The 17,669-nt window shown below is 36.2% G+C and carries 13 protein-coding genes; 10 read left to right on the forward strand and 3 right to left on the reverse strand.

Annotated features, from left to right (window positions below; translation table 11 throughout):
• The first annotated feature begins 103 nt into the window (after positions 1-103).
• A complete protein-coding gene (locus tag AB3I42_RS02420; protein ID WP_010738153.1) occupies positions 104-1,321 on the forward strand; it encodes an LCP family protein in 1,218 nt (405 codons plus the stop codon).
• A 52-nt stretch (positions 1,322-1,373) separates the two neighbouring features.
• Here the strand turns inward: AB3I42_RS02420 and AB3I42_RS02425 are convergent, their stop codons facing one another.
• Positions 1,374-1,844, reverse strand: a complete 471-nt coding sequence (locus tag AB3I42_RS02425; RefSeq protein WP_010738152.1) for a TspO/MBR family protein — start codon at positions 1,842-1,844, stop codon at positions 1,374-1,376.
• 329 nt (positions 1,845-2,173) lie between these two features.
• Between AB3I42_RS02425 and AB3I42_RS02430 the strand changes: the two genes are divergently transcribed.
• The 3 genes from AB3I42_RS02430 (at position 2,174) to AB3I42_RS02440 (ending at position 5,450) form a co-directional block, all read left to right on the forward strand.
• The gene (locus AB3I42_RS02430; RefSeq protein WP_181914583.1) at positions 2,174-3,727 is read left to right on the forward strand and encodes a carbohydrate-binding protein; all 1,554 of its coding nucleotides are present in this window, start codon (positions 2,174-2,176) and stop codon (positions 3,725-3,727) included.
• A 77-nt stretch (positions 3,728-3,804) separates the two neighbouring features.
• On the forward strand, positions 3,805-4,383 hold the full coding sequence (locus AB3I42_RS02435) for a lytic polysaccharide monooxygenase (protein ID WP_010719701.1): 579 nt from the start codon (positions 3,805-3,807) through the stop codon (positions 4,381-4,383).
• A gap of 386 nt (positions 4,384-4,769) precedes the next feature.
• On the forward strand, positions 4,770-5,450 hold the full coding sequence (locus AB3I42_RS02440) for a YcjF family protein (protein ID WP_010738150.1): 681 nt from the start codon (positions 4,770-4,772) through the stop codon (positions 5,448-5,450).
• Between the two features lie 163 nt (positions 5,451-5,613).
• On the opposite strand, the gene rlmD is transcribed toward AB3I42_RS02440, so the two are convergent.
• Entirely contained in the window at positions 5,614-7,011 is a 1,398-nt protein-coding gene (rlmD, locus tag AB3I42_RS02445) for a 23S rRNA (uracil(1939)-C(5))-methyltransferase RlmD (protein WP_010738149.1), read from the reverse strand.
• A 107-nt stretch (positions 7,012-7,118) separates the two neighbouring features.
• Between rlmD and recX the strand changes: the two genes are divergently transcribed.
• The 3 genes from recX (at position 7,119) to AB3I42_RS02460 (ending at position 9,717) form a co-directional block, all read left to right on the forward strand.
• Positions 7,119-7,916: a recombination regulator RecX gene (gene recX / locus AB3I42_RS02450; protein WP_010738148.1), complete on the forward strand. Its 798-nt coding sequence runs from the start codon at positions 7,119-7,121 to the stop codon at positions 7,914-7,916.
• Entirely contained in the window at positions 7,909-9,090 is a 1,182-nt protein-coding gene (mutY, locus tag AB3I42_RS02455) for an A/G-specific adenine glycosylase (protein WP_034698908.1), read from the forward strand. The genes recX and mutY overlap by 8 nt, the downstream gene beginning before the upstream one ends.
• Positions 9,091-9,183: 93 nt before the next feature.
• Complete coding sequence (locus AB3I42_RS02460) at positions 9,184-9,717, forward strand: DUF402 domain-containing protein (protein ID WP_010719696.1); 534 nt, start codon at positions 9,184-9,186, stop codon at positions 9,715-9,717.
• A gap of 127 nt (positions 9,718-9,844) precedes the next feature.
• On the opposite strand, the gene AB3I42_RS02465 is transcribed toward AB3I42_RS02460, so the two are convergent.
• The gene (locus AB3I42_RS02465) at positions 9,845-10,279 is read right to left on the reverse strand and encodes a GNAT family N-acetyltransferase (protein WP_010719695.1); all 435 of its coding nucleotides are present in this window, start codon (positions 10,277-10,279) and stop codon (positions 9,845-9,847) included.
• A 172-nt stretch (positions 10,280-10,451) separates the two neighbouring features.
• Here AB3I42_RS02465 and AB3I42_RS02470 point away from each other — a divergent pair, with 172 nt between their 5' ends.
• From AB3I42_RS02470 to AB3I42_RS02480, 3 genes are all read left to right on the forward strand, one after another.
• On the forward strand, positions 10,452-11,543 hold the full coding sequence (locus AB3I42_RS02470) for an AI-2E family transporter (RefSeq protein ID WP_223603381.1): 1,092 nt from the start codon (positions 10,452-10,454) through the stop codon (positions 11,541-11,543).
• A 151-nt stretch (positions 11,544-11,694) separates the two neighbouring features.
• Positions 11,695-13,071, forward strand: coding sequence for a hemolysin family protein (locus tag AB3I42_RS02475; protein ID WP_010738146.1), 1,377 nt, complete (start codon positions 11,695-11,697; stop codon positions 13,069-13,071).
• 634 nt (positions 13,072-13,705) lie between these two features.
• Positions 13,706-17,617 carry a polysaccharide lyase family 8 super-sandwich domain-containing protein gene (locus AB3I42_RS02480; RefSeq protein WP_368022239.1) on the forward strand — a complete coding sequence of 1,304 codons (3,912 nt, stop codon included), beginning with the start codon at positions 13,706-13,708 and terminating at the stop codon, positions 17,615-17,617.
• Positions 17,618-17,669 lie beyond the last annotated feature (52 nt).

Here is a 17,669-nt window from a genome sequence, read left to right on the forward strand (position 1 = left end):
CACGACTATTTTTTTAAAGTTTTATTATGATTAAATAGGTAGTTTGCTGATTTATTAGTTGTATGAGAAAATATTTTAAGAAAATGTGAGATAGAGGTGCATTATGAAGCGGTGGCAAAAAGTCGTAATAGCTTTACTGGGAATTCTCGTTGTTTTTATTGGCGGAGTCTCAGCTTATGGAATTAAACTCATGGGTGAAGCAAACCAAACAGTCAATCAAATATCCAAGGGATCGAATCGTCAGTCAACAAAGCGTAAAGATAAAGTGAGTATTGACGACAAAGAACCTTTTTCTGTCCTTTTGTTAGGACTGGATACTGGCGGATTAGGTAGAACCGAACAAGGAAGATCGGATACAATGATGGTGGTAACGGTGAATCCCCAACAAAAAAAATCAACGATCGTCAGCTTAGACCGTGATATCTATACCAATATCGTTGGTCATGGTACTGTTGATAAGTTGAATCACGCCTATGCTTTTGGAGGCGTTGAAATGGCCATGGACTCAATCGAACAGTTACTCGATATCCCCATTGACCATTATGTAACCATTAATTTAGATGGAATGGAAGATTTGATCAATGCTGTCGGAGGTGTGGAAGTCAATAATAAAATTGATTTTACATTAGATGGTGTTCATGTTCCTGTAGGTAAACAAGTATTAGATGGTAAGAAAGGCCTTGCTTATTCACGGATGCGTCACGAAGATCCTAAGGGGGATATCGGACGTCAAGCACGACAGCGTGAAGTCGTTACCAAAATTGTTAATAAAGTATTGAGTTTAGATGGTGTCAGCAATTATCGGAAAATTTTAAAAGCGGTCGAAAAAAATGTCACAACTGACCTAGATTGGGATGATATGCTAGATGTAGCAACTAATTACACACCAGCATTTGAAACGATCAAACAAGATCAATTGCAAGGTAAAGATGCAACCATTGATAGTATTTACTATCAAATTTTAGGTGAAAATGATTTATTAAGTATCCAAAACGAATTAAAAAAACAATTAAACATCAAACCAAGTAAGACATTACCTAATTTAAAAAATGACAATGCTTCTATCATGTTCTACAATGACTCGCAATCCGCTGAAGATTCGAACGAGACTGCGACAAGTGAGAATAATTCAACTTATTCAGGAAATTCGCAAACAACAAATCAGTACAACGAGTATAATCAAGAATACAATCAAAGCGCCGATCAAAATTATGATCAGTACGGCAATCAGAACTACAATCAGAATTACAACCAAAACAATGAACAAACTTACCAACAAGAAAACAATGAACAAGGATATAATTATGGAAATGGATATTAAGTAAAAAAAGCATTCGCAACAGTCATAACCGACTGTGCGGATGCTTTTTTTACTAGTTTAAAAATAAAATAGAATAGTTGAGAAGCGTAGCAAATAATACCCAGAGATAATATGGTACCAGTAACCACATCACTAAGCGATAGTGGTTCCATAGTTGATAAAGCAGTATGGAGAGAAGGATCAATAATAAAGTAATATCTAGTGCAGCAATTAAGGTGTTTTGCAAGTTGAAAAACAAAGCAGACCAGATAAAATTACATACAAATTGAATAACAAATAATGTAATTAATTTTTGTTTGACCCTTTTGTTTTTCATTACCAATAGTAAATATAACGAAATTCCCATTAAAATATATAGCACTGTCCACATAGGACCAAAGATCCAACTAGGTGGTGCAAAAGGAGGTAGCTCAAGTGAATAATAATAACTACCTGGATTACCACTTAGTATCCCCGATAAGAAACCTAAAATCACTATGCCAACAGTACAAACCCAAAAACGATAATCTTTCAGTATAGCCATATTGTTTTAACTCCTTTCTATAATTCTAGTTTACCATGAACGTTTTAAACATACTTGAATTTTATTTGGAAGATTATACTTTTGGTTTAGTTATTTTAAATCAGTTATTATATTAGAATATTAACCCCTATCTCTTATTGAATAAAGAAAAGAATTGTCGTTGTAATGTTGTAACTCCGAACATTATTAAAGAAAACAGTCAATTAGATTAAATAACGTTAATTGTCAAATTTATTGTTATTTTTGATGTTATTTATCTGATAAGATAATATATGTAATCGATTACAAAACAGATGATAATAGCACTGATCACGAAAGGAGAAGAAGATATGGGAAATAAAAGAATCAAAAAAATGTTAGCGGGAGCAACTCTTTGTAGTCTGATGATTGCGCCATTATTATTGAACATGGAAGAGGCATTTGCGACAGAACAAAGTACGAACAAGCAAGCTGGTTTTGGCGTTGGTCAAGGGATCAAATGGGCGGATCAAGTAGTAGCACCATTTGTCGATATGACGGCATATGTTTCAGGCAGCAATCTATCAAATAACGGAGCGCTTAATTTAGCTGCAGTGGTAAAAAGCACTGGACAAAAATTCTTCAATTTAGGATTCATGCAATCAAGAGGTATTAAAAATGGTAAGATCGACTGGGCCTGGGGTGGATTTGGAGGCTTAAGCGAAAGTGATAGCGATCAATGGCAATATGAAGGAATCAAAAAATCCATTCGCGAATTAAGAGAAGTTGGTGGCGATGTTGCTGTATCATTTGGTGGTCTAAATTCTGGCGCATTTTGGGAAACAACACAAGATTCAACCATTTTAGCAAATGCTTATAAAGAAATTATTGATGGTTATGGATTAACTCGTGTTGATTTCGACGTAGAAGCTGGGGCAATGAATTATGCGCATAATTTAGCTAATGCTAAAGCGATTAAAAAAGTCCAAGATGAAACAGGTGTTAGTGTGACCCTTACATTACCAGTGATGGACTTTGGATTGGTATCTACAGGTTTATCTGTCTTGCAAGCCTATCTTGAGGCAGGTGTTGATCTAACTACTGTTAATATCATGACGATGTGTTACGGTAGCGTTGTTCCCGATTATGCGCAAAGTTCACTAGATGCAGTGGACAATACGAAAAAACAATTACAAGATTACTACAAACGTTATGCGAACAAAACGTTAACTGATGCTCAAGCTTATGCTAAATTAGGAACAACCCCTTCCGTTGGATTTGAAGGAGACACACATCCATACTTTACAACTGATATGTTCAATAAAATCGTCCAACATGCAAAATCAAGAAAACTCGGGATGGTTTCTTATTGGTCAATGAACTGTGATGCCATGGTCGATGGTGGTCAAGGTCAAGTCAAAAATCAATATGAGTTCTTAACTGTTGCCCAACAATTCACTGATGGAACGACTGGTGGAGAAAATGACCCAGTAGAAACGCTAACTAAACCATCAATTCCGGTAAATTTAACTAGTAGTAATGTTACGCAAAATTCAGTGACTTTAAACTGGACTAATAATGCTTCAAAAGAAAAAGTCACTCATTATGAAGTTTATCGAAACAATATTCGCATCGCTACAAGTGCAACGAATACATTTAAAGATCAAAATTTACAAGCAAATACAACCTACAGCTATAAAGTTAAAGCAGTTAACGCTGCAGGAACCTCTGACTTTAGCCAAGCAATCTCAGTGAAAACCACAAGTGAAAGTACGCAAGGTGATACTTGGGTTATCGGAAAATCATATAAAATAGGCGATATCGTTACCTATAAGGGACATCGTTATCGTTGTATTCAACCACATCCAGCTACTGAGGGATGGGAACCAGATATTACAGAAGCTTTATGGGTAAGAATCTATTAAAAGTTATAAAAGCATAATGTTTAATTCTTTTATTAAAATCGCTTACAATGAACCTATCAATGAATGGGAGGTTCATCATGAAAAAGGTTAATATCTTAATGTTTGTTGGCGTTGTTATGTTAGGTTTGTTTGGATTTGGTGCATCTGGCTATGCTCATGGCTATATTACCTCACCTGGAAGTCGTGCTTATTTCGGAACTGCAGCAGCTGGTAATTTGAACCAAAATGTTGGACGAGCAGAGTGGGAGCCACAAAGTATTGAAGCACCAAAAAATACCTTTATCGATGGGAAAATAGCAAGTGCTGGGGTTACTGGATTTGAGCCACTAGATGAGCAAACAGCAACTAGATGGCATAAAAATATCATCAATACTGGCAACTTGAATATTACTTGGTTTTTAACTGCGCAGCATAGTACAAGTACTTGGGATTACTATATCACTAAAACTGGCTGGAATCCTAATGCACCATTGAAAATCAGTGATTTTGAATTGATATCAAAAATTGATGACAAAGGTGCAAGACCGCCACAAACTGTCAAACAAACAATCAATATTCCAAAAGATCGTAAAGGCTATCACGTGATCTTGGCTGTATGGAATATTAGTGATACAACCAATGCTTTTTATCAAGTAATTGATGCGAATATTCAATAATAAAGCATAAGAATCTTTTGGGTTCAATTTCAGCGAATATGTGCTAGAAATACCAATTATTCAAAGACAAGTGTAGGAGACTGAGGCAAAACTTGCTTCAGTCTCTTTATTTCTAAAAATGTGTAAATGGTGTTCAATCATCAGCTCCTCGAAATAAGCCTGAATTTTTCAAAACATGAGAAGCTGTTTCGAGATTTTCATCTTTAAATTTGAGAAGCAGTTTTCGGAAATTCGTTCTAAATTCTTGATGCTAAACATTGTTGTTTCAACCTTCTTTTGTTCATGAGTGAATAATTTTGGTTAAGGAAAGGTTTAATGTATGATAGAGCTACAACAATACTTCATTAAATGGAGTATTGGTAGTTTTTAGTAGGGGGAAAAGTATGATGAGATTTTTTAAGAAGAATACGCAAGATACAAGCGATGAAACTAATCATGTTGCACCACTTGCTAAAGAAACACTTGACCAGCAAGAGTTCGACTCTTTCTTTGCTGAAGTGTTAAAAAAAATGCCACAAAAATCAGCTAGAGTGATCCTTAATGCTTATGACCAATCGAAAATCGTAGCAGAAAAAATCCTTGCAAAAAATCAAGAAAAATTTGATCATGTATTTAAAGATTTCTTAAAAGGAGTCGATGAAACGACACGCAAAAAAAGTCATAGGATCATTCACGCGGCTTCGTTAACAGCTGCAATCATCGGTTGCTCTCCGATCCCTTTTTCAGATGCGTTTTTATTAGTTCCAGTTCAATTGACTATGATGGCTCGGCTACATAAACTTTTTGGACAATCTTGGTCAGAAAGTTTAGGGAAAAGTGTTTCTAAAGAACTTGTAGTAGTCAGTTTAGGAAGAAGTACTGTCGGAAATATTGTCAAATTTGTACCAGCAGTTGGAACTGTTACAGGGGCAGCGATCAATGCCACTGTTGCAAGTGCCATCACCGAATCACTAGGGTGGACCACCGTAAAGATGCTGAATGATGGGGAAGATATATTTGAACAAGTCATGTCATTCAAAGGACAATCCCAGACATTGTTTCGTGCGTTAAAAAGTATCAAAAAGTAAATATTTAGTGGATAAATTGAATTAGTAAGAGTTAAAAAAGTGGACAATCATGAACTATTGCATAACAAAAACATCCAAAACACAGAGCTGTGTTTTGGATGTTTTTTATTTACTTAGGTTGAGTTAAGTCAGACGAGCAGAAAAAGTACCGAAAAAAGTTCAGCTAGTTTTTGCTGGTAACACTTGATCTTCTAGTCAATTTTACAACGACTTCACATCGAGCCGTTTGGGGAAACATATCCACTGACTGCAAATATTCCACTTTGAATTTCTTACTTAATTGTCCCAGATCTCGTGCTAAGGTTGAGACGTTGCAGGAAATATATACTAATTTCGTTGGCGGATAGTTGAGGATCGATTGAATCAACTGGGGATCAAGCCCTGTACGAGGGGGATCGACAATGATCCCATCTGGTTCAAATCCTTCTTCAAGCCATTTTGGTAATAATTCTTCAGCAGTTCCAACTTCATAATGGGTATTAGTATACCCTAAACGTTGAGCGTTTTTACGTGCATCATCAATAGCCTGAGGAATCACATCCATTCCACGGATTTCTCTCGCTTGTTTTGCTACACTTAAACCAATCGTTCCCACACCACAGTAAGCATCTACGATCGTTTCATTTGGTTGGATCGCGAGTGCTTTGATTCCTTCATTATAAAGGACTTCTGTTTGTTGCGGATTCAACTGGAAAAAAGCTCGTGGTGAGAGATCAAAAGTAACTTCATTGAGATGTTCTTCAATAGCATCTTTTCCCCAAAGGTGGATTGTTTCATCGCCCATTACGAGAGAAGTTTTAGCAGGTTGAACATTTTGCATGATTGAAACAACCTCTGGCAATTGTTGGTTAATGTCACGGATGATTGCATTTTTTTGTGGAAATTTTTGACTACGAGTAATAAATACAACTTGTAATTCACCCGTTTTTATTCCAACACGTACCATGATCGTCCGAAAAATGCCACTGTTGCTCCGTTCATCATAGATAGGAAGGTCATACTTATTCAATAACTCGACGACCGTATTCATCACTTTCTGTGTCTGTGGTTCTTGAACTAAGCAATCGATTAATGGCACAAGTTCATGGGAATTTGCTTGATATAGCCCAGCTTCGATTTGTTGTGTTTTCTTATTTTTTCTTAATTGGAATTGTGCTTTGTTTCGGTAATGCCATGGTTCTTCCATGCCAATCGTTGGACGTAATTTGTAAGAACGAAAGCCAGCCGGTTTGAATTTTTCTAGCGCTTGCATAAGCAAATCTTTTTTGAAATCAAGTTGCGCCTGATATGCTAAATGTTGAAGCTGACAGCCACCACATTCATAATACACTGGACAAGGCGCCACCACTCGATCCTTGCTTTGCTTTTTGACTTTGATTAACCGAGCTTCCGCATAGCGAGGTGTTGCTTTCGTGATCTTGACAAGAACTTCTTCTTTGGGCAGTGCATAAGGGACAAAGATGATCAAACGTTTGAAATAACCGATCCCTTCACCGTTGATACCCAGTCGTTTGATTTTTAAAGGGATGGTTTGGCCGTTTTTGACAATGGTTTCTGTCATAAGTATCTTCCTTTTTTCTAATAGTGTGGTTTTATTCTAACATATTATTAATAGCGATGGGGATTTTCTATGTTATGATAAGAATATACGTTCGAGGAGGTAACTCAATGATAACAGTTACTAGGATCAGTAAAGGCAAAGGTCCATTTTATCAAGTCGAATTATCTGAAGGAGATTCTTTGAAGGTTTCAGAAGATATCTTGGTGCGTTACCGCTTGTTAAAGGGACAAGAATTAACAGAAGAAACAATTGAGGAAATCAAGAAAAGTAGTGGGTTTGACTTTGGTCTCCAACAAGCGCTCAATTATCTAAGTTATCAATTGCGTTCGGAAAAAGAAATTAGAACTTATTTGAAAGAAAAAGAGATTGAACTAGCTGACCGTAATAAGATCGTGGATCGTTTAAAGGAATTAGATTTGATCAATGACCTCGTCTATGGTGAAAGCTACGTGCGGACAAATGTACGACTAAGTGACAAAGGACCAAAAAAAATAGCTCAGCAATTACAACAAAAGGGTTTGAAACCGGAAATCATCGAGCAGGCACTGTTGCAATATCCAGAAGAAGAACAAATAGCGATAGCATCGCAAACGGCAGAAAAATTATTCAATAAAAATCATGGGAAAAGTCATAAAGAACTTTTTAGAAAAATTCAACAAAACTTGATGACAAAGGGATTCACCCAAGAGGCGATCCAACAAGCCATCGCCCATTTACCACAAGAAACGGATGAAGACGCTGAATATGAAGCATTAGTTTCACAAGGAGACAAGTTATGGCGTAAAAATGAGAGATTTGAACCGAAAAAACGTAATTTAAAAATCAAACAAAGCTTATATCAAAAAGGATTTGATTTAGAAATGATCCAACGATTTATCGTAGAAAAGGAAGAAGCAAGTGAATAAAGAATGGGAAAAATGGACGGAAGAGGAAATCGCACAGTTTCAAACGCAATTTGTTGGCTGGTACGAAAAAGAAAAACGCAATCTACCTTGGCGCTATGATCGTGATCCTTATCGTATCTGGATTTCTGAAATCATGCTTCAACAAACCCGTGTAGATACGGTAATTGCTTATTTTTATCGCTTTATGGAATGGTTTCCGACGATTGAAGCGTTAGCTGCGGCACCAGAAGAAAAACTTTTAAAGGCTTGGGAAGGATTGGGGTATTATTCTCGCGTTCGAAATATCCAAGCTGCTGCCCAACAGATCATGACAGAATTTGATGGACGTATGCCGCAAACACCAGAAGAAATCAGTTCATTGAAAGGGATTGGCCCTTATACTACAGGCGCTATTTCAAGTATTGCTTTTGGTTTGCCAGAACCAGCAATCGACGGGAATGTCATGAGAGTCGTGAGTCGCTTATTTTGTATTGAAGCTGACATCGCCAAAGCTTCTAGTCGGAAAATTTTTGATGAGGCGATGCGTAAGATCATTGATGAAAAGCATCCTGGTGAGTTTAACCAAGCAATGATGGATCTAGGATCGGCCATTTGTACACCTACTTCACCTAATTGTGAATCATGTCCGATCCAATCATTTTGCTTAGCTTACAAAAAAAATGAGCAAACCTCGTTTCCAGTAAAAACAAAGAAAGCCAAACCAAAAGATGTCTATTATGTGTGTGCAGCGATTCAAAATGAGGCGGGAGCCTATTATTTTGAGGAACGACATACGCAAAGGTTATTAGCAAACATGTGGACGTTCCCGATGGTCGAAGTCACAAAAGAGAAATACGAATGGTTGCAAGCTGAATGGGCTCAATCTCATGAACCAAGCTTATTCGATCAAGACAAAGTTGCAGAAGAAGAAACAGAGCTACCCTTTCATTTTAAAGAACAATTGATTTGGCAAAAGCGGCATTTGGGAGAGGTAACGCATATCTTTAGCCATTTGAAATGGCACGTATTACTATTTTACGGTCGAATACCTTCTCAATCAAATGACAAATTTCCTAAAACTGAAATAACACAATGGTTATTACCAGAAGACTTCGATAACGTGGCTTTTCCAAAAGTACAGGTAAAATTAAACGAACAATTAGAGAAAAATCGAAACAATAGTAATCCTTTCTAGGCAAAGCTCTTTTTTATTGATATAATAATTACGATGTCGGTGTAATGAACACCCAAACACAAAGCATGAGATGCTGCGTAAGGAAGGGTTGCTATGGGAGTCCCAAAAGAAGGTGAGTTTGTAACGATCCAAAGTTACAAACATGACGGCAAATTGCATCGAACGTGGCGTGATACCATGGTATTAAAAACAAGTGAGCATTCGATGATCGGTGTCAATGATCATACTCTAGTTACAGAGTCTGATGGACGTCGTTGGGTGACTCGAGAACCAGCAATTGTGTATTTTCACAAAAAATACTGGTTCAATGTAATAGCAATGATTCGAGAAAAGGGGGTTTCCTATTATTGTAATCTAGCTTCACCTTTTTTGCTGGACGATGAGGCATTGAAGTATATTGATTATGATTTAGATATCAAAGTTTTTCCTGATGGAGAGAAACGATTACTAGATGTCGATGAATATGAGATGCATAGCCAAATGATGAATTATCCGAATGATATCGACTTCATCCTAAAAGAAAACGTGAAGATCTTGGTTGACTGGATCAATAATGGTGAGGGCCCTTTCTCCGAAGGCTATATTGATATTTGGTATAACCGTTACAAGCAATTGTCGCGCAAGTAAACAAAAAAAGCAGTAAGCGCAAAAGTTTTGCGCTTACTGCTTTTTTGCTATGGGTTCTTCAACATAGACACTGATGATGGAAGAAAAAGGACAAGGGATGATCCTTGCTTTGATAGCCTGTCAATAATTAAAAGACTTTTTTCATTGCAATATGAGCAATACCAGCATCTTCAAATGGTTCTCCATAAGCAGTGAATCCTAATTTTTTATAGAAATTCTCAGCTGTTGCTTGGGCGCCTAGCAAAATCGTATTATATCCTTGACTTTTGGCGAAAGCTTCAGCTTCAGCTACTAAAATTTGACCTAATCCTTGATGACGATAATCTGCAAGAATCGCCATTCGTTGTAACTTCATTTTTCCATTTTCTAATGGTAATAGCCGAACGGTCCCACAAGGTAGATTTTGGTCTGAATAAAGAACAAAGTGGATGCAATGTGCTTCATTTTGATCAATTTCTCTAGTTATAGGAACGCCTTGTTCTTTGACAAAAACTTGGTTTCTAATACGAACGGCATCAAGGTAAATATCACTTAATGTATCTTTTGTTTGAACGACTTTCATCCGAAACTCACCTTTCATTCGTTTAGTATACTGTAAAGAAAATAAAATGAAAAGTGGATAAAAAAACAAATATCAGTAAGAATAAAAGAAATTTTCACACAAATAATATATACTAGTAAAAAAGACGAAAGGAGGAAGTATATTGTTTGAAAAATTGAAACAATCAAAATTGATGTTTTGGTCTTGCGAATTACTCATTATCGCCACGTTGATCTTGGTTTCTTCAAAAATCAATTTTATCTTTCAACCAATTGGAACGTTTTTCTCAACATTATTCGCACCAGTCTTGATTGCTGGATTTTTGTATTATTTGTTGAATCCTATTGTCAAACTATTGATGAAAATCAAAATCAAACGCATTTGGGCGGTAGCAATCGTATTACTTTTGCTTGTCGCAGCGATCATCTGGATTTTGCTCAGCGTGATTCCTAGCTTGATCCAACAAATTTCATCCATCGCATCGAATATTCCTGACTTTATTAGTCGTGTAGAGACTTGGTTAAATAATATGGCCCAACTACCGATCTTCAAAGAGGTAGATATCAATCATTATTTGAATCAATTAGATATTTCTTATGCTAAGATTATCCAACAGTTCCTCAGCGGGATTTCAAACAGCTTAGGATCGCTTGTCGGTACGATCGCTTCTGCTACAATCGTGATCATCACAGCTCCATTTATTTTGTTTTATATGTTGAAAGATGGAGAAAAAATGGTTCCGACAGTCAAGAAATTCTTTCCTGAAAAGAGAAGAGATCAAATTGTTGAATTACTTGGTCAATTGAACAAAACATTAGCTAACTACATTAGTGGTCAAGCGATTGAATGTCTTTTTGTCGGAACATTTACTTTTTTGGGGTATCTGATTCTAGGGGTCAATTATGCCTTTTTATTTGGCGTCATCGCTGGTTTGACTAATTTGATTCCTTATCTAGGTCCTTACCTAGGCTTAGCTCCAGCATTTTTAGTGACAGTATTCAATGATCCTGTTAAAGCACTGCTTTGTTGTGTCGTTGTCTTGATCGTTCAACAATTGGATGGAAATGTGATTTATCCAAATGTCATCGGAAAATCATTAAAAATCCATCCGCTAACGATCATCATTGTGTTATTAGTAGCAGGAAACATTGCTGGTTTGATCGGGATTTTCTTAGGTGTACCGTTTTATGCCATTTGTAAGACGATTATTTCTTATGTCATCAAAATTGTTAAAGAAGACCAGCAAAATGAAAAAAAGAAAAAAATTGCAACGACATTGGAATAACGTATCAGCAATTCCGACTAATTGCTTCATAGTTGTTTTTATTGCAAAGAAAAATTCTTTGTGATAACATTTTAGCGTGGCTATCTTTATAGTCACGCTTTTTTTCTATCGTAAACAAAAAAATTAAAAAATATAAGGAGAGAATGCGATTATGAATGCTGACCCTGAGAGTCAGTCGCTGTTAGCGCAAATTTTATTACTGATCATTTTAACTTTGATCAATGCTTTTTTAGCTGCTTCCGAGATTGCTGTTGTTTCGATCAACAAAAATCGAGTCGAGCAAAAAGCGGAAGAAGGAGATGTTAAATCTCAAAAGCTTTTAAAAATATTGCAGAACCCAAATAACTTTCTGTCAACGATCCAGGTAGGAATCACGTTAGTCAATATCCTATCCGGTGCTTCGTTAGCCAATACATTATCAGAAAAATTAGCACCATTATTAGGTGGTAGTGTAGCAGCAAGAAATATTGCCAATATTATTGTTTTAGCTATTTTGACCTACGTATCGATTGTTTTTGGTGAATTGTATCCTAAACGAATCGCCTTGAACAAATCAGAAGAAGTAGCCAACTTTACTTCAGGAATTATCCGTCTGATCGGTGTGGTTGCCAAACCTTTCGTCTGGTTATTATCTGCATCGACTAGTTTACTAGCTCGTGTCACACCAATGACTTTTGATGATGAAGATTCAAAAATGACGAGAGATGAAATGCGGTATATGTTGGAAACTGAAGGTGTACTTGATAATGAAGAGTTAGAAATGCTGCAAGGTGTTTTTTCTTTAGATACCAAAGTAGCTAGGGAAGTAATGGTTCCTCGAACAGATGCTTTTATGATCGATATCAATGACTCCGTTGAAGAGAATGTCAATGAAGTTTTATCAGAAAATTATTCAAGGATTCCGGTCTATAATGAAGACAAAGACAAAGTTGTTGGGATTCTTCATACGAAAAACTTATTGAAAGCTGCTCATAAATTTGGCTTTGAACATTTAAATATTCAAAAAATCATGCAAGAACCTTTATTTGTACCAGAGACAATATTCATTGATGATCTCTTGTACGAAATGAAAAAAACTCAAAACCAGATGGCTATTTTACTGGATGAATATGGTGGAGTCGTTGGTTTAGCGACTTTAGAAGATTTACTAGAAGAAATCGTCGGTGAAATTGATGATGAATCAGATGAAGTCGAAAAATTATATGAAAAGGTTGCTGAACATGAATACGTGATCCAAGGACGAATGTTGATCGATGAGTTCAACGAAGTATTTGACAGTAACTTACACATGAGCGATGTTGACACGATGGCAGGCTATTTAATCACTGCTTTGGGCATGATCCCTGATGAGGGAGAAAAATTATCGTTTGATGTAGATAACATTACTTTGACTTCTGAAGAAATGGAAGGTTCTAGAATTTTAAAAATTCGCGTGGTGTTCCATGATCCTAAAGAAGAAATTGTGGAACCAGATGAGGACCGTCGTTTATTTTATAAAGATTTTGATGAAAATGAGCCGAGAAGATAAGATATGTTTCATCCTTGTACAGAAGAGATTTTGTGCAAGGATGTTTTTTTCTTTTTTTCAAAGTTGATACGTAAATCAGTGTGGTTCCCTAAGTTGAGGGGTAGTCAGAAGCAAGAGAGGCAGAGCTTTACCCTTTTGTAAAGATTACTAAAACATACAATAAGATCCTATGCTCCCAGTTAACTTATACATAATATAACCAGTATATTTAAATGTTTTGTTGGTTGACAATAAATTTTTGCTAGAGTATTATGAAAACGCAAACACAAGTTTCATGTGACTAGGTTATACTAGGCATGGAAAACACGTACGGAGTCTTCCGTCGTTTTTTCATGCCTATTTTTTTATATGTTTAAGTGAATCAGTGAGGAGGTGGGAAAAATGTAAAGTAGTGTTTTTAGTAGAAAGACAGATTTTAAATATTTTACGAATAAGCAGATATGAGCGATTCTTCCAATGATTTATCTCAATTGAAACTAAAAAACTAAGAACAAATATTAGGTAGTTCTCTCAAGTAAAAGTAGTATGTACAAAAGTTGCAAAGAATGGATAAAAAATTGATGATCATTCATTTTGCCTCACGACTTAAAATTTTTTATCGACTATTCTATTTAACTAAAGGAGGAATTTTTTAATGAAGAAGGCAATCATTTTTGCTTTAACAGGATTGGCGCTTGTTGTTACATCTTTTTACAGTCCAATCGTTTGTGCTGAAGATACTGAAGATTTTTTGTTTCAAAAGAATGTTACCTACTCAGGAGTAGAAGGTGGGAAACAAGGAGATAATTGGAAATATCCGCAATTTGTAGGTGAAAAAGCGGTTGATGGGGATGTATCGACGAGATGGTCAGCGGATAAAACAGATAATCAGTGGCTGACTGTTGATATTGGAGAAGAAAAAACAATTGGTCAGGTGGTTTTACACTTTCATGCGGAGAGTCCAGAATATGAGGTATTAGTTTCTAACGACAATCAAAATTATCAATCCATCTATAAGGAGGAGCGTGGAAGTGGCGGGAAAGAAGCAAAAAAATATATTGAAGTAGCGAATGTAACAGCTCGATATATTAAATACCAACAACTAAAAATGTGGAAGCACACGAATGGTCAATATTATGGTTCGAGCATTATTTCAATGGAAGCTTATCGTCAAGCACGTTTACCTGATGGGATAAAGTTTTCGATTGATTCAGCCGAAATCAGCGAGAAAAGATCCAAACAATTAACTTACATATTAACACCAACAGGCGTCCAAGTTCCTGAAAAACAAATTGAGTGGAGCAGTAGTGATCCTAGTATTGTCAATGTAGACAGTCAAGGAAGAATGAAAGCACTCAAAACCGGAGAAGCAAAGGTGACTGTGAGAATCAAAAATACGGATTTAAGTGATACGATTCCAGTTACGGTTATTCAAGAAAAAGCAGAGTATCGTGAAATGCGTGAGAAATGGAAAGCACGCTTTCTAGGATCTAAAGAAGATCATGAAGAATTTGATCAGGATTCGGACGTAAAAAAATATCGAGCGAGAATAGCCAAAGATAGTTTAGAATTATGGCAAACACTTAATAAGTCAGAAAATAGAACTTATTTGTGGGAGAAAAAAAGTTCAGACACATTATCAGCAGACTATACCACTCAATTTACCAACATCAAAAAATTGACATTAGGTTATTATGATCCTTCGAGTTCATTACATAAGAATCAAGAGGTTTTTACGCAAATTTTGAAAGCAATTGATTTTATGATTGAAACCAAAAACTACAATGGAACTTACTGGAGTGGGAATTGGTGGGATTGGCAAATTGGATCAGCACAGCCATTAACAGACACACTGATTTTATTACATGATGATTTAATCGAAAAAGATGATGCAATCTTAACTAAATTTGTTGAACCTTTAAACCACTATGCGCAAGATCCTAAAGTTCAATGGCCTAGCTATACGGCTACAGGAGCGAACTTAACAGATATATCTATTACCGTCTTAGGAACAGCCATTTTATTAGAAAATGATTCCCGAGTAGAGGCAGTTCAAAGCGCTGTTCCATCCGTTTTAAAAATGGTGACAGGAGGAGATGGCTTATATTCAGACGGCTCATTAATCCAACATAGTCATTTCCCATATAACGGAAGTTATGGAAATGAATTGCTGAAAGGCTTTGGACGGGTTCAAACGATTTTGCAAGGGACACATTGGGAAATCAAAGATGACAATATAAATAACTTGTTTCAAGTAACCGATAAAGGTTATTTACAATTGATGGTAAATGGAAAAATGCCCTCAATGGTATCAGGACGAAGTATTTCTAGAGCTCCTGGGACGAATCCCTTTACCTCTGAATTTGAATCTGGAAAGGAAACAATCGCCAATCTTACATTAGTAGCGAAATTTTCGCCAGAAATTTTACGCAAGAAAATTGATTCGTCTATTAAAGCATGGCTTGAGCATAGTAGTTATTTTTATGATTTTTTTGAAAATCCAAGAGACTTTGAAGCGTTGATTGATCTTAAGAAAATCATGAATGAGCCTTCGATAACTAGTAAAGAAGAACGAAATCTCGTGAATGTTTATGGTTCAATGGATCGGGTGTTTCAAAAAAACGAGAGTTATAGTCTCGGAATAAGTATGTACTCTAGTCGTATTGGAAATTATGAATTTGGAAATACTGAAAATAAAAAAGGATGGCATACGGCCGATGGGATGGTTTATCTTTATAACGGTGACCTCGCTCAATTTGATGAAGGTTATTGGGTCACTATTGATTCTTATCGCTTACCAGGTACCACTATAGACACAAAAGTGTTAGCAGAAGGTGCTTCTACTGGTAAAAAGAGTCCTCAGTCTTGGGTGGGAGGATCGAATAATGGCAAAGTAGCTGCAGTCGGAATGTTTTTAGATAAGAAAAATGAAAATATGGATTTGGTAGCAAAGAAATCATGGTTTTTGTTAGAAGATAAATTGATTAATTTAGGCAGTGGAATCAGCGGAACAACGAATGCGACAATTGAGACGATCCTTGATAATCGAATGATGGATTCAAGTAACATGCAAATTATCCAAAAGAAAACAGCTGATTCTACTTGGATCAATCTTACTTCGACAAATCCACTCAATAATTTAGGTTACATTTTTCCAAATACCATGTCGAACGTTGACGTTCAAAAAGAAATTCGATCTGGCAAATATTTGGATATCAACGAATATTTTGTCAATGATCAATCATATACAAAAGAATTTGTAAAAATCATCAAAAATCATGGAAGTAACGCTCAAAATGATACTTATGAGTATTTGACTGTTGCTGGAAAGACAGCAGAAGAAATGGCAGAAATGGCGCAACATAAAAGCTATAATGTGTTAGCAAACACACCAGAAATCCAAGCGATTGAGACAAAAGACTATCTCATGTTGAATGCTTGGAGTGGAAATCAACAGGCAGCTTTTGTTCACGTATCTGAACCTGCATCCATTATTGCAGAAAAATTGAGTAATGATACTTATCGACTGTCAATTGCGAATCCTGTTCAAAATAATAAGGTGATTGAATTTTCGATTGAGAAAGAGATCATTGAGGTTATCGAAAAAGAGTCCGAAATTACCATGGATTCAGGAGCATTTCTATTTGATAGCAAAGGGTTAAAAGGAAGTTCGAGATCAATTACTATCAAAGTTCCTTCAGAAGTAGATAAAACGGCATTAGAAAAAATAGTCGAAGAAAATCAAAACCGAAACGAAAGCGACTATACAAAAGAAAGTTGGAAAGTCTTCACTAAGGCAATGGAATTAGCCCAAGCGGTGTTAACAGATCCAAAAGCAACGCAAGCCGAAGTAGATGAAGCAGTTCAAGCAGTGAGAAAAGCCATCGAGCAACTGCAAGAAGTAACTAAGGTAGACAAAACAGCATTAGAAAAATTGGTCGAAGAAAACCAAAACCGAAACGAAAGCGACTATACAAAAGAAAGTTGGAAAGTCTTCACTAAGGCAATGGAATTAGCCCAAGCGGTGTTAACAGATCCAAAAGCAACGCAAGCCGAAGTAGACGATGCAGTTCAAGCAGTGAGAAAAGCCGTCGAGCAACTGCAAGAAGTAACTAAAGTAGACAAAACAGCATTAAAAAAATTGGTCGAAGAAAACCAAAGCCGAGTTGCAAGTAGTTATACAGAGGAAAGTTGGCAAGTGTTCCGCAAAGCGCTGGAAGCAGCGCAAGCAGTGTTAGCTGATTCAAATACTACGCAAGCTGAAGTCGAACTAGTGATGAACGATTTGGTGCAGGCCATCGAACAATTAGAGAATAAAGAAACTGCATCATCCTCTGAGGAAGATAAAAACATCAATAATAAAGCAGAGCAAGGTAAAAATACACAAGAGGGCAACAATGAAATAGGTAAATCTTCTATTAGTGAAGAGACCGGTAAGGAAGGTTTATTACCAAAAACAGGTGAAAAAAATAACCAAGTTATTCAAAAATTAGGATATACAATTTTATTAGTGGTATTCGTTAGCTTGTTCCTATTGAAAGGTCGAAAGGAATCTAAGAGGAGTTAAAATAAATTAGGCAAGTAATCTGATGAAAAACACAAGGTAAAATAAATAATCG

It is taken from the genome of Enterococcus sp. C53, assembly GCF_040887425.1.
Lineage (GTDB): Bacteria > Bacillota > Bacilli > Lactobacillales > Enterococcaceae > Enterococcus_B > Enterococcus_B hirae.